Annotated in this window: 8 protein-coding genes; 4 read left to right on the top strand and 4 right to left on the bottom strand. The window is 70.2% G+C overall.

Annotated features, from left to right (window positions below; translation table 11 throughout):
• The first annotated feature begins 61 nt into the window (after window positions 1-61).
• Window positions 62-508 (top strand): flagellar biosynthesis repressor FlbT, encoded by a 447-nt coding sequence (locus DM194_RS13645; protein ID WP_111068145.1) that lies wholly within the window; start codon window positions 62-64, stop codon window positions 506-508.
• On the top strand, window positions 505-4,734 hold the full coding sequence (locus DM194_RS13640; protein ID WP_111068144.1) for a tetratricopeptide repeat protein: 4,230 nt from the start codon (window positions 505-507) through the stop codon (window positions 4,732-4,734). Before DM194_RS13645 ends, DM194_RS13640 begins: the two co-directional genes overlap by 4 nt.
• A gap of 115 nt (window positions 4,735-4,849) precedes the next feature.
• On the opposite strand, the gene DM194_RS13635 is transcribed toward DM194_RS13640, so the two are convergent.
• The 3 genes from DM194_RS13635 to DM194_RS13625 all read right to left on the bottom strand — a co-directional run bounded on the left by DM194_RS13635 (window position 4,850) and on the right by DM194_RS13625 (window position 9,215).
• A complete protein-coding gene (locus tag DM194_RS13635) occupies window positions 4,850-5,029 on the bottom strand; it encodes a YdcH family protein (RefSeq protein WP_108547700.1) in 180 nt (59 codons plus the stop codon).
• Window positions 5,030-5,262: 233 nt separating this feature from the next.
• On the bottom strand, window positions 5,263-5,955 hold the full coding sequence (locus DM194_RS13630) for a tetratricopeptide repeat protein (RefSeq protein ID WP_111068143.1): 693 nt from the start codon (window positions 5,953-5,955) through the stop codon (window positions 5,263-5,265).
• Complete coding sequence (locus DM194_RS13625; RefSeq protein WP_111068142.1) at window positions 5,955-9,215, bottom strand: tetratricopeptide repeat protein; 3,261 nt, start codon at window positions 9,213-9,215, stop codon at window positions 5,955-5,957. Before DM194_RS13625 ends, DM194_RS13630 begins: the two co-directional genes overlap by 1 nt.
• A gap of 112 nt (window positions 9,216-9,327) precedes the next feature.
• Here DM194_RS13625 and DM194_RS13620 point away from each other — a divergent pair, with 112 nt between their 5' ends.
• Window positions 9,328-10,581: a tetratricopeptide repeat protein gene (locus tag DM194_RS13620; protein WP_111068141.1), complete on the top strand. Its 1,254-nt coding sequence runs from the start codon at window positions 9,328-9,330 to the stop codon at window positions 10,579-10,581.
• A gap of 9 nt (window positions 10,582-10,590) precedes the next feature.
• Here the strand turns inward: DM194_RS13620 and DM194_RS13615 are convergent, their stop codons facing one another.
• Entirely contained in the window at window positions 10,591-11,505 is a 915-nt protein-coding gene (locus DM194_RS13615; RefSeq protein WP_111068140.1) for a tetratricopeptide repeat protein, read from the bottom strand.
• A 256-nt stretch (window positions 11,506-11,761) separates the two neighbouring features.
• On the opposite strand from DM194_RS13615, the gene DM194_RS13610 reads away from it, so the two are divergent.
• Entirely contained in the window at window positions 11,762-12,292 is a 531-nt protein-coding gene (locus DM194_RS13610) for a hypothetical protein (RefSeq protein ID WP_162630031.1), read from the top strand.
• Window positions 12,293-12,316: the final 24 nt, after the last annotated feature.

Here is a 12,316-nt window from a genome sequence, read left to right as displayed (position 1 = left end):
GTCCTGGCCGGGCCGGCAAAGGCCGGACGGCAATGGCCCGCAAGCCCCGGGTTCCGCACTCATGCCGCTCAAGTTCGTTCTTCGCCCCAACGAGAAGGTCATCATCAACGGTGCCGTCATCGGTGCCGGTGACCGTCCCGGCTCGTTCTTCCTCTACAACACCGCCAACTTCCTGAGAGGACGCGAAGTCCTGAAGGAAGAGCAGATCGACAGTATCGAGAAGAAGCTCTATTTCGTCATCCAGCTCGTCTACATCTTCCCGGAGGATGCGACGCTGAACCTCCAGCGCTTCGCATCGATCCTCGACGAAACGCGCCAGGCACGGCCCGACGCCGCCAAGACGCTGGGCGAGATCGAACGCCTCGTCGAAGCCCGCAACTACTACCGGGCGCTGAAGCTCTGCCGCAAGATGTTCAAGTCCGGCGATGGCGGGACCGGCGATGGCGGAAGCGCTGACGGCGGGACGGGCGACGACGACGATGCACCGGCAAACGATCGGATGCCGTGACCCTCGCCGAACTTCTCGACGCCGCATTGCCGCTTCATCGGGCCGGCCGGTTCGCCGAGGCGCTGGCTCTCTACCGCCGGATCCTGATCGCTGATCCGGCGAACGCCGATGCGCTGCACCTGTCGGCTTTGATCATCCATCGCGCCGGGCTGCCCGCCGCGGCGTTGAGGCGATTGCGGGCCGCGCTGGCGGCGCAGCCCCATTTCCCGGTGGCCTGGAACAGTCTCGGCAACATCCTGGCGGACATCGGCCGGCTGGACGAAGCGCTGGATGCCTATGCGCGGGCGATCGGACAGGACGACCATTATGCCGAAGCCTACAACAACCGCGGAACGGTTCTCCGGGGGCTAGGCCGGCGGGAGGAGGCGGTCGAAGACTATGTCCGCGCCCTGACATACGGGCCGGACAACATCACGGCCCGCTTCGGTTACGGCATACTGCAACGGGAACTGGGCCGGATCGGGCCGGCGGCCAATGCCTTCTACGCGGTGGTGCAGGCCAACCCGTCGCATCCCGATGCGTGGCGTCATCTGGCGATCTGCCTGCGCGGGCTGGGCCATCCGGACGCCGAGGACTGCCTGCGGCGCGCGCTCGTCGATGCGCCGGCGGACGAGGAGCTGTCGGTCGAACTGGGCGTGATGCTGAACGCCCAGGGGCGCTACCGGGATGCCTGCGACGTCCTGGCTCCGGCTGCGGAGGCCCATGGTGGCAACGCGCTGCTGCATTTCACGCTCGGCACCGCTTTGCAGGGCATGGGCCGCCTGCCGGAGGCCGTGGCCCGGCTTCGCCATGCACTGGGCTGCGAGCCGATGTTGCAGGGCGCCTGCAACAACCTGGGCGTGGCGCTGCTCGACCTCGGGGATGGTGACGCGGCGCTGCCGGTCCTGCGCCGTGCGATGGTGCTCAGCCCGGACGACGCGATGGTGGTCAACAACCACGGCACCGCGCTGGAGAACCGGTACGACCCCGACGCCGATCCGGGACCCCCGGCAAGATGGTACCGCCGCGCCCTTCGGCTGCGTCCCGATTATGGGAAGGCCCTGATCAATCTTGCCGGCATCCGCGGCGCCCTTCGGCAGACCGATGCGGCCGAGGATCTCTATCGTCGCGCAGTGGCGGCCGAACCGAGGAATACGGAAGCCTATGCCAATATGGCCAGCATTCGGTTGGACCGCGACGATCTGGCCGGAGCGGAGCGGTTGTACCGGCGGGCGCTGGCGATCAACCCCGGTCGGCCGGAGACACTGACCGGCTATGGTCTGGCCCTGCAGATGCGCGGCCGTATCGAGGAGGCGGAGGCGGCCCATCGACAGGCGCTGGCGATCGATGCCCGCAGTGCGGATGCCGCAGCCAATCTCGGGATGCTGATCTGGCAGTACCGCCAGGATGCGGCTGCCGCCGAACCCTGGATGTCGCTGGCCCTCTCGATCAATCCGGCGCTGGGCAGCGCGCATCTGAATCGCGGCCTGCTGCGGCTAGCCGGGGGGGATCTTGCCGGCGGCTGGGACGATTACCGTTGGCGCTTCCGGGCGAAGGGGTATGTGAGCCGGCGGATCGCCGTTCCGCCCTGGCGCGGCGAGGCGCCGACCGGCAGGCGCCTGCTGGTCTGGCGGGAGCAGGGGGTGGGCGACGAAATCCTGTTCGCCTCGTGCTTTCCGTCGCTCATAGCGCGCGCCGGCCATGTGGTGATCGAGTGCGACCGCCGTCTGGTGCCGCTGTTCGCGCGTTCCTTCCCAACGGCGACGGTGCGGGAGCAGTCGGTCGGCGCGTCCGGCCAGGAATTGATCGAACCGCCGGATGTCGACGCCCATGTGGCGGCCGGCGACCTGCCGGGACTGCTGCGTGGCAGCCTGTCCGCCTTCGAGCCGCAAGGCGCCTGGCTGGTCCCCGACCCGGCGCTGGTGGAGCATTGGCGCGCGCGGCTGGCGGCGCTGGGACCGGGGCTGCGGGTCGGCATCGGCTGGCGCAGTCAACTGATGACGACAGACCGCAAGGCCTCCTACGTGATGCTGGAGCATTGGGGGCCGCTGTTCGCCATTCCGGGTGTGGTGTTCGTCAACCTGCAATACGGCGACTGCGACGCCGAGCTTGCGGCGGCCGAAGCGCGCTTCGGGGTGTGCATCCACCGCTGGGACGATCTGGACCTGAAGGACGACTTCGACGGGGCGGCGGCGCTGACGGCGAACCTGGATCTGGTGATCTCGCCGGCCATGTCGGCGGGGGAATTGGCCGGGGCGCTGGGGGTGCCGGTCTGGCGCTTCGGCCATCGCGACTGGACGCAGCTCGGCACCGGGGTCCGTCCCTGGTTCCCGTCCATGCGCCTGTTCCAACCCAACCCCGGCGAAGGGTTGGAGGCGGTGATGGGTCGGATCGCCAAGGCTCTGCGCGCCGGCGCTTCGCCACAGGACAATGCAGGTCCGGGCGAGGGCGGTCCGTCGGCCGGCGCGGGGGCAGGGGACGACGAACCCGCCGATCGGGCTCCGGTTCCCAACGCGGGGTCCGGCCCAAAATCCGGTCCAGAATCCGGCCCGTCATCTCATAGCGACCCGGATCAACTGTTGGAATTGGCGGTCGCCGCCCACCGCGGCGGTGACGCAGCCGGGGCCGCCGCGCTCTATGGGCGTGTGCTCGCCTGCCGTCCACGGGATCCGGTGGCCTTGCACCTGTCCGGCCTGCTCGATCATCAGTCGGGCGCATCGGAACGGGGCGAGCCGCGCATCGCCGCCGCGGTCGCCGCCGCTCCCGCATATGCGACGGCGCATATCAGCCTCGGCAATGTCCGTCTCGCACTCGGCCGGGCCGCGGAGGCGTCGTCGAGCTTCCGGGCGGCGCTCGCCCTCCAGCCGGCTGACGCTGTGGCGTTGACCAATCTCGGCAATGCCCTGGACGGGCAGGGGTGGAGCGGGGCCGCTCTGCGGGTTCAGGGATGGGCGGTCGCCGCCGATCCTGAACTGGCCGAGGCGCATGACAATCTTGGCGCGATGCTGGCCCGGCACGGCCGGTGGAGCGAAGCCGAGCAGGCGCATGTCCAGGCGCTGCGCCGGGCGCCGCAACTGGTGGCCGGCTGGATCAACCTGTCGGTGGCTCTGCGGCGCCTCGGGCGTCCGGGGGCGGCGGAACGCGCCGGGTGTCTGGCGCTGACGCTGCAGCCGGCATTGGCCGACGGACTGGCGAACCGCGGCAGGCTTCTGCGAGAACTGGGGCAGGATGCGGCGGCCGGACTCTCCTGCGCCCGCGCCCTGGCGGTGGAGCCCGGCCACGCATCCGCCGCCTTCAACGGCGGGGTGCTGCATCTGGCCGCCGGTCGGCTGGCGCAGGGATGGGGCGGCTACGATCGACGCTTCGACACGCGCGATCTCGTCACGGCGGCCCGCCGCCCCGGCGTGCCGGCCTGGGGCGGAGAGGATCCGGCGGGCAAGCGGATCCTTGTCTGGCGCGAACAGGGCATCGGCGACGAGTTGATGTTCGCGCAGCGTCTGCCGGAATTGATCGCCCGTGCCGGGCATGTGGTGGTGGAATGCGATCCGCGCTTCGTCCCGCTGTTCACCCGGTCCTTCCCGCAGGCGACCGTCCGGTCCATTCCGGCGTCACCGGACGCCCCCGCTGCGGATGTCGATTGCCATGTCGCGATCGGCTCGCTGCCGCGCCACCTCGGGGGCACTCTTGCCGATTTCGCCGACGTCGGACCGGCCCTGCGGGCCGACCCGGCGGCGGTGAAGGAATGGGGTCGGCGGCTCGCCGCGCTGGGTGACGGCTTGCGGGTCGGCATCGCTTGGCGCAGTGGCCAGCTGGATCCGGACCGCATGCCCAGCTATACGCGGATCGAGGATTGGAGGCCGGTGCTGACCCTGCCCGGACTCGTTCCGGTCACGCTGCAATATGGCGACTGCGGGGCTGAACTGGCGGCAGCGTCAAAAGCCTTCGGCCGGGCGCCGCATCTGTTCTCCGACCTCGACCTGCGCAACGACCTCGACGGCACCGCGGCGCTGATGTCGGCGCTGGATCTGGTGATCGCGCCTGCCACATCGACCGGCGAACTGGCGGCGGCGCTGGGTGTCCCGGTCTGGCGGCTGGCGCTGCCGGGGGACTGGACGGCATTGGGAACGGCGGTGCGGCCCTGGTTCCCGTCGATGCGGCTTTTCCGGGCCCGCCCAGGGCAGCAGGTTAGCGATCTGTTGCCGGCAGTGGCGTCGGCGCTGTCGCGCCTCAAGGAGCCGACGGGCTGAGCGGCGCCCCTTGAAGGCCGCCGTAAAAAAGCGGTCATTAAAAAAGCCGGGAGAGGTCAATAACCTCAACCCGGCTTTTCAAACCCCGTTCGGGGGCGATGCTGTGATTGGGGGATTAATTCATAGTGCCGGAGCGCGTCAGGCGATCGATCTCTTCCTTGACGTGCAGCTTTTCAAGCTTGAGGCGCTTCACCGCGCTGTCATCCGGCCAGGACCGCTTTTCCTCGTCGAGGATCGCGCGATCGAGGCGCATGTGCTTTTCTTGCAGAGACGAAAGGCGAGCTTCAGTGTGCATGAGTCGCTCTCCATAGGATCAGTCCGCGTCCCGCCGCAATGTGACGGGCCGGTAACAAGAGTGTTCACCCATCTGAACCGCAGAACAACCCTATTCTTGCGTTTTATGCGCTCAAACCATGCAAAAAAGTGTCGCATCCGCCCGGTTGTATAACGGTATGTCACTGTCGTGGGATCTTGATATCACTCTGGGCAACACCAACCGGAGACCAACCCACCCTTTGCCGTGAAGGGTTATGCCGGCGTCGGTCCATCGCCGTGGTTGAGGGCCCGTCCGGCGATGACTTTCATTGCGACGCAGGCATCGGCATGATCGGGCTGGAGGATCAGCATGCGGCGATACCACCATGCGGCCTCGCCTTGGCGGCCCAGCCGGCACAGGATCGCGGCCAGTCGCGCGGCGACCGATGGAACGGTCGGGTCGAGGCGGGCCGACCGGCGCAGCGCCGCCACCGCGTCTCCGCTGCGGCCCAAACCGTCGAGAGCGATCCCCCATTGATGCAGCAGGGCCGCCCCGGCACCGAGTAGGGCTGCCCGGCCATAGGCGCCTGCCGCCGCCGGGATGTCCCCGCGCTCCCGCTCCGCATGGCCTAGTCCCTCCTGCGCGGCAAGCAGGGCGGGGGACAGGAGCAGGGCCTGGCGGAAACGGCCAGCCGCCCTGTCGGGCCGCCGCAGCGCACGCAGGATCTTGGCATGGTTGACCGCGGCCTCCGCATCGGCAGGCTCCAGCACCACGCTGCGGGCGAGCAGCACATCGGCTTCCTCCAGCCGGCCGAGCTGGGCAATCAGAAGTCCGTAGCGGTGAAGGGCTTTCCAGCTGGCCGGATCGCTCTCCAGAACATGGCGGTAAAGCGCTTCGGCTTCATCGAAGCCGCCGGTCTGGTGGTGGTCGAAGGCCCGCGCCAGCAGCGTGCCGACGGCGCCCATCAGGCCGGCGCCAGTGCGGTCAGCGCGCGCACCGCCTTCACGGTGGCGTCGGCCATCCCTTCGCCCGGACCGGGCTGGATCAGCCGCATCGACGGGTACCAGGGCCGTACGCCGGCGCCCAGTTGAGTCCAGTCGCGGGAGCCCAGCCGCCAAATGGGAACGCCCAGCGCGCCGGCCAGTTCGCCAACCGCGGTCGCCGGCGAGATCACCAGATCCAGATTGGCGATGAGGGCGGACACCCCTTCGAAATCGTCCTTCAGGTTCAGGTCGTCCCACCGATGCAGCCGGCGCGACGCCGTTTCCACCCGCGCCAGTTCGGCGGCGCAGTCGCCATATTGCAGCGTGACGACGCTGACACCGGGCAGGTCGAGCAGAGGCAGCCAGTCGGCAAGTCCGGTGTAGGAGGCGGCGCGCTGTGCGGTGACGATCTGGCTGCGCCAGGCCAGCCCGACTCTCAGGCCGGGCAGGGCGGCGACCCGGTTTCGCCACAGGGCGAGGAGTTCCGGATCGGGGCGCAGAAATGCGGGGCGGGACGGGAAGCGGTCCAGCCGGTCGCGGATCAGGGCGGGCAGGCTACCGGCTGGCATCTGCAGGTCGCAATCGGGCGGGTTTACCGTCTCCCGTCCGGCGGCGTCGGTGGTTTCGGCCCGCACCGAGACGCCGGGGAAAGAGCGGGCGAACAGGCTGACCAGCCGCCGGTCGCATTCGACCGTCACCGGCCCGTCAAGTTCCCGCAGCGCGTCGAAGCAGGAGGCGAACAGGATTTCGTCGCCCACCCCCTGTTCCGACCAGACCAGCAGCCGGCGTCCGCGCAAGCTCTCCCCATTCCACTGCGGACGGTCGATCCTGCGGGCGCGCTGCAATTGCCGGGCGGAGAAGCGGCGGGCATAGCCCTCCCAACCGCGGTCGAGCTTGCCGTCGGTCAGGTCGATCAGTCCGAGATTCCAGGCGGCGAGCGCGAAGTTCGGGGCGATCCGCAAGGCGTATTGCAGATGGCGCCTCGTCTCCCCCTGTCGGCCGGCGTACATCGCCATGGTGGCAAGGTTGTTGTGGGCGTCGGCGGAGTCCGGCTGGAGGGCCAGGGCGCGCCGGTAATGGGCGGTCGCCTCGCCGCTCCGTCCCGCCAGTTCGCAGGCATGGCCGAGATTGGCGAAGGCGGGCGGATTCTCGGGCTGAACCGCGATGGAGCGGCGGTGCAGCCGCATGGCCTCCGCCACCTGCCCGCCGGTCTGATGGCCGCCGGTCTGATGGGCAAGCCCCAGATGGGTCAGCGCTTCGGGGAAGGCGGGGTGCAGCGCCAGCGCGCGGGCGAAGGCGCGGGAGGCTTCGGCATGCCGCTTTTCGGCCTCGTGGATCAGGCCCAGATGGTTCCAGGCATGGGGAAAGACGGGATCGAGGCGCAATGCCTCGGCGATGAAATCCAGGGCGTCGGTGCTGTTCCCCGATTGGTGCAGAAGAAGCCCCAGAAGATGGAGCGCATCGGCATGTCCGGAGTTGGCCCGCGCGGGATCGGCGGCAAGGGCGGCGCGATAGCCGGCCTCCGCCTCCGCCGCATGGCCGGCGCGGTGCAGGGCGACGGCATGGTTCAGCAAGGCGTCGAAATCGGCCGGCGGGGTGGGGGACTGGGCCGGCGGCTCGGCGGGCTGCGGCAAGGCGCCTTCCGGCAAAGCGGCGCGAAGGGCCCCGGCGATGGCCTGCATCGTCGTCTCCAACCCTTCGCCGGGGTTGGGCTGGAACAGGCGCATGGACGGGAACCAGGGACGGACCCCGGTGCCGAGCTGCGTCCAGTCGCGGTGGCCGAAGCGCCAGACCGGCACCCCCAGCGCCCCGGCCAATTCCCCCGCCGACATGGCCGGCGAGATCACCAGATCCAGGTTCGCCGTCAGCGCCGCCGCCCCGTCGAAGTCGTCCTTCAGGTCCAGATCGCCCCAACGGTGGATGCGCACCCCGAAGCGCGCTTCGGCCGCCGCAAGCTCGGCGTCGCAGTCGCCATGCTGCAGGTTGACGAACACCACGCCGGGCAGGGCGAACAGCGGCCCCCAATGCTCCAGCATCACGTAGGAGGCCTTGCGGTCGGCGGTCATCTCCTGGCCGCGCCAGCCGATGCCGACCCGCAGCCCCGGTCCCAGCGCCGCCAGCCGCGCGCGCCAATGCTCCACCAGCGCCGGGTCGGGAACCAGCCAGGCGCCTTGCGGCTCGAAGGCGGACAGGCTCTCGCGCAGCCGGTGCGGCAGGTCGCCGGCCGGGGCCTGGAGGTCGTAATCCGGCGGATCGATGGTCTCGCGCGGACCGCCGCCGAAAGCGTCACCGGTGCAGCTTTCGGCCCGGACGGTGGCCTTGGGAAAGGAGCGGCTGAACAGCGGCACCAGACGCGGATCGCATTCGATGACGACCGGCCCGCCCGCCCAGGCGATGACGTCGGGATAGCAGGACGCGAACAGGATCTCGTGTCCCACCCCCTGTTCCCGCCAGATCATCAGGCGCTTGCCGCGCAACACCTCGCCCTTCCAGCGGGGCGCCGCGATCCGGCGGTCCGGCGTCGCCTCCCCGGCGGCGAAACGCCGCTCGTAGCCCGTCCAGCCGCGTGGCAGATCGCCATGCCGCAGAGCCAGCAGGGACAGGCCGTAGGTGGCGGAGGCAAGGTCGGGTTGCCGCGCCAGCGCGTCCTCGAAACAGGCAGCAGCTTCATCGAAGCGCCCCAGCGCCTGTAGGGTGTTGCCGAGATTGTTGTGCGCCTCCGCCATGCCGGGCGAAAGCCGGACCGCGCGATCCAGCGCGACGGCGGCGTCGGCATGGCGGCGGACGGCCGCGCGGCCGTTGCCGAGATTGTACCAGGCCTTGGCATAGTCCGGCTTCAGCGCCAGCGCGAGGCTGTAGGCCCTCTCCGCCTCGTCGTGGCGCCCCGAAGCGGCCAAGGCGTTGCCCAGATTGTGCCGCCGCTGCGCTCCGCCGGGATCGAGCGTCGCCGCGCTGCGGTGGGCCTGGATGGCGTCGGCGGCACGCCCCGCTGCGCGCAGCGCGCTGCCCAGATTGTCCCAATAATCGGCGACGCCCTTCGAGCGCTCCAGCGCCTTGCCGATCAAAGCGACCGCCTCATCCGCCCGGCCGGATTGCAGCGACAGCACGCCCAGCAGGTGCAGCGCGTCGGGATGTTGCGGGTCGGCCGACAGCGCCGCGCGGTAGCCCTGCTCCGCCTCGGCAAGGCGCCCGGCCTGATGGTGTGCGACTGCCTGCGCAAGCCTGCTGCTGTCCTTCGCCACGGTCCCGCCCCGTCCCAGATGCCCGTTCCCTCAAAGGGAGTGCCATCATCGGTGGATCACGGTAAAGATGCCATTGATATCGACGGTGTTTTCGATGGTGGAGGAAGACGCAATGGCCGGGTCACGCTTGTCCTCGCGCGGTGGATTGCGGGCGGGCGCCCTGCCGCCGGCGGTCCGGCTCAGCCGGCAGGCCGACGCGCTGGCCGCTGCCGGCGATCCGGCGGGGGCGGAGCCGCTCTACGCCCGCGCGCTCGCCGCCGACCCGACGCTGGCGGGCACCCACAACAACCATGGCAACGCCCTGCGCGCGCTGGGCCGGCTGGACGAGGCCGCCGCCGCCTATCGCGCCGCCGTCGCGCATGGCCTGGACGAGGGGATGGCCCACTACAATCTCGGCTCCGTCCTGCGGCAGGCCGAAAGGCGGGTGGAGGCGGAGGACGCGTTCTGCCGTGCGCTGGCCCTGCGGCCGGACCATGCGGAGGCGTGGAACAACCGCGGCAACCTGTGGCGCGACCTCGACCGCTTCGGCGAGGCGGCGGCGTGCTACCGGCGGGCGCTGGCGCTGCGGCCGGACTGGGCCGACGCCCACGACAATTTCGCCGCCGTGCTCTACCTACTGCACGAACTGGGCGGTACGGAGGAAGCGGTGGAGCTTGCCCGGCGCTGGCGGCGCGACCATCCCGGCAACCCGCTGGCCCGCCACATCGGCGCCGCCATCGCCGGCGAGGAGGCCGACCCGCGCGCGCCCGACGACTACGTGCGCCAGACCTTCGACCTGTTCGCGGAGGAATTCGACCGCAAGCTGGCGGAGTTGGACTACCGTGCGCCAGCCCTGCTGGCCGGGCTGCTGGCGGGCGAGAGGGCGGACGGCGGCCTGGACGTGCTGGATGCCGGCTGCGGCACCGGATTGTGCGCGGCCTCGCTGCGGCCGCGCGCCCGGCGGCTGGTCGGCGTCGACCTGTCGGACGGCATGCTGGAACGCGCCCGCGCCCGCGGCCTTTACGACGAACTGCACGCGGCGGAACTGGTCGCGTTCCTCGCCGGCGCGCCGGGGGGCTTCGACCTGGTGATGGCGGCCGACGTGTTCTGTTATTTCGGCGTGTTGGACGAGGCCTTCGCGGCGGCCCGCGCGGCGCTGCGCCACGGCGGCCGGCTGGCCTTCACGGTGGAGGAACTGGCGGCGGAGGATGGTCGCCCGCACCGCGTCGCCACCCACGGACGCTATGCCCATGCCGAAGCCTATGTGCGCGCTGCCCTGGCAGGGGCGGGGCTGGAGGTTCGGCGTTGCGACCGCGAGCGGCTGCGCTTCGAAAGCGGGGAGCCGGTGATGGGGCTGGTGGTTCTGGCCGTGAGATCCGCTGTTTAGGCCCGCTCATCAGCCCCGCCCCTCCCCCCGCCGGGGCCGGCGGGGGGAGGGGCGCTTGGCGGGCGGCTTGCTCACCGCTGCGGGCTCCATGGCGGGGGCGGTGAGGGCGTCGGCTTCCGCGGCGTGTCCGAGCGACCGGAGCGCCAGGCCCAGCGTATCGCGGGCGGCGGGATGGGCCGGATCGATGCGGACGGCATGCCGCAACGGCGCCAGGGCGGCGTCGGCGCGGTTGGTCGCGGCCAGCGCGATGCCCAGATTCAGCGCCGCCGACAGGAAATCGGGCACCAGCGCCAGGGCGTTGCGGAAGGCGATCACCGAATCCGCCCGCAGCCCCGTTGCGAACAGCGCGTTGCCCAGCAGGAAGGCGATGTCGGCGTCCTGCGGGTCGAGGGCGGCGGCGCGGATCAGATCGGTCAGGGCCGGCGTCACCTGCCCGGCTTCCAGCCGCAGCCGGCCGCGCGCGTGCAGCAGGGCGACCAGCTTCTCCCGTGCCGGCTCCAGCGCCGGTTCGATCCGCAGGGCGCGTTCCAGCAGATCCGCCGCACCATCGACGGCACCGGCATCGCCGCGGCCATGGCGGGCGAAGGCGCGGTCGGTCCATGCCTCCGCAAAGTCGGGGCGCAGGGCCAGCGCGCAGCGATAGCCGGCCTCCGCCTCGTCCAGCCGGTTCAGGCCGCGCAGCAGGTTCGCCCGGTTGGCGCGAATGTCGGCCGCCTCCGGCCGCAGGGCGACGGCCTTGTCGATCAGGGTCAGGCCGAAGTCGCCACGGCCGATCTGCCCGGCCAGGACGCCCAGGTAATGCAGCGCGTCGGGCTGTTCCGGCTCGGCGTCGAGGATGCGGGTATACAGTTCCTGCGCTTCGCCGAAGCGGCCGGCGAGATGCAGGTCGAGCGCGAGCGTCAGGGCTTCGAGGATCGTGGCCATGGCTAACGCTTAGGACGCCGGGCGGCATGGCCGCAAGTCCCCGCAACAGCAGTGCCGGAATCCGGCGCGAATACTCCTGTATTGAGTATTCCCCATTCTCCGAATGGGTTGGTTGCGCACTCTCGAATAAGAGTAAAGAAAGCCTTTACGGCGGACCGGGTTCACGGTAATTTAATGTCCGATTGTCACAGATTCGGGTAAGCCGGTCATGAACGTGGCGTCCGCCACATCGACGGTCTCACGGCCGTTCGCTTTCATGACGCCCCGCGGCAGCGATGCCGCCGAGGGTGGGGCCGGCGCCCGGATTCCGGCCGCCCCCGTCGCCACGACCTCCGGTGCGGAACAGGCGGAACCTCTCGTCAATCGTTTCCCGAGCATCGCCTACAGCTATGACACCGATGCCTCGCGGCTGGTGATGCTGTACCGCGATCCGGCGAATGGAAAGACCGTCTCGCAGATTCCGACCGAAGCGGCCCTGAAGCAGTACAAGGAAGCCCAGCAGCAGGAAAAGAACGCGCAGCGCGCCGCCCTGCTGAAGATGACGGTCGGCGGGGCTCAAGGTGGCGGATCCCAGGGCGCTGGCCCGGAAAACAGCCGGGCCGCCGGTGCCGCTTCCGGCCCTGGTGGCGCCGGCAACCCGGTCGGCGGCGGCAGATGGCTCAGCGGTGGCGCCGGTTCGTCGGGCGGCGTTGATGCTTCCGCCGCGGCGGCGTCTGTGTCACAGTCGGCGAAGACCACCGCCCTTTCCGCCGGCACGTCCGCCGCGCGGGTGAATGTGGTGATCTGAGAGCTTCCTCTCCCAAGGGTTCCG

Source organism: Azospirillum ramasamyi, from assembly GCF_003233655.1.
GTDB lineage: Bacteria > Pseudomonadota > Alphaproteobacteria > Azospirillales > Azospirillaceae > Azospirillum > Azospirillum ramasamyi.
This window is presented reverse-complemented; position numbering and strand designations above follow the sequence as displayed.

Coding starts and splice junctions, on each gene's coding strand:
- DM194_RS13645 (WP_111068145.1), top strand. CDS start 62: ATGCCGCTCAAGTTCGTTCTTCGCCCCAACGAGAAGGTCATCATCAAC.
- DM194_RS13635 (WP_108547700.1), bottom strand. CDS start 5,029: ATGCACACTGAAGCTCGCCTTTCGTCTCTGCAAGAAAAGCACATGCGC.
- DM194_RS13630 (WP_111068143.1), bottom strand. CDS start 5,955: ATGGGCGCCGTCGGCACGCTGCTGGCGCGGGCCTTCGACCACCACCAG.
- DM194_RS13620 (WP_111068141.1), top strand. CDS start 9,328: ATGGCCGGGTCACGCTTGTCCTCGCGCGGTGGATTGCGGGCGGGCGCC.
- DM194_RS13615 (WP_111068140.1), bottom strand. CDS start 11,505: ATGGCCACGATCCTCGAAGCCCTGACGCTCGCGCTCGACCTGCATCTC.
- DM194_RS13610 (WP_162630031.1), top strand. CDS start 11,762: ATGACGCCCCGCGGCAGCGATGCCGCCGAGGGTGGGGCCGGCGCCCGG.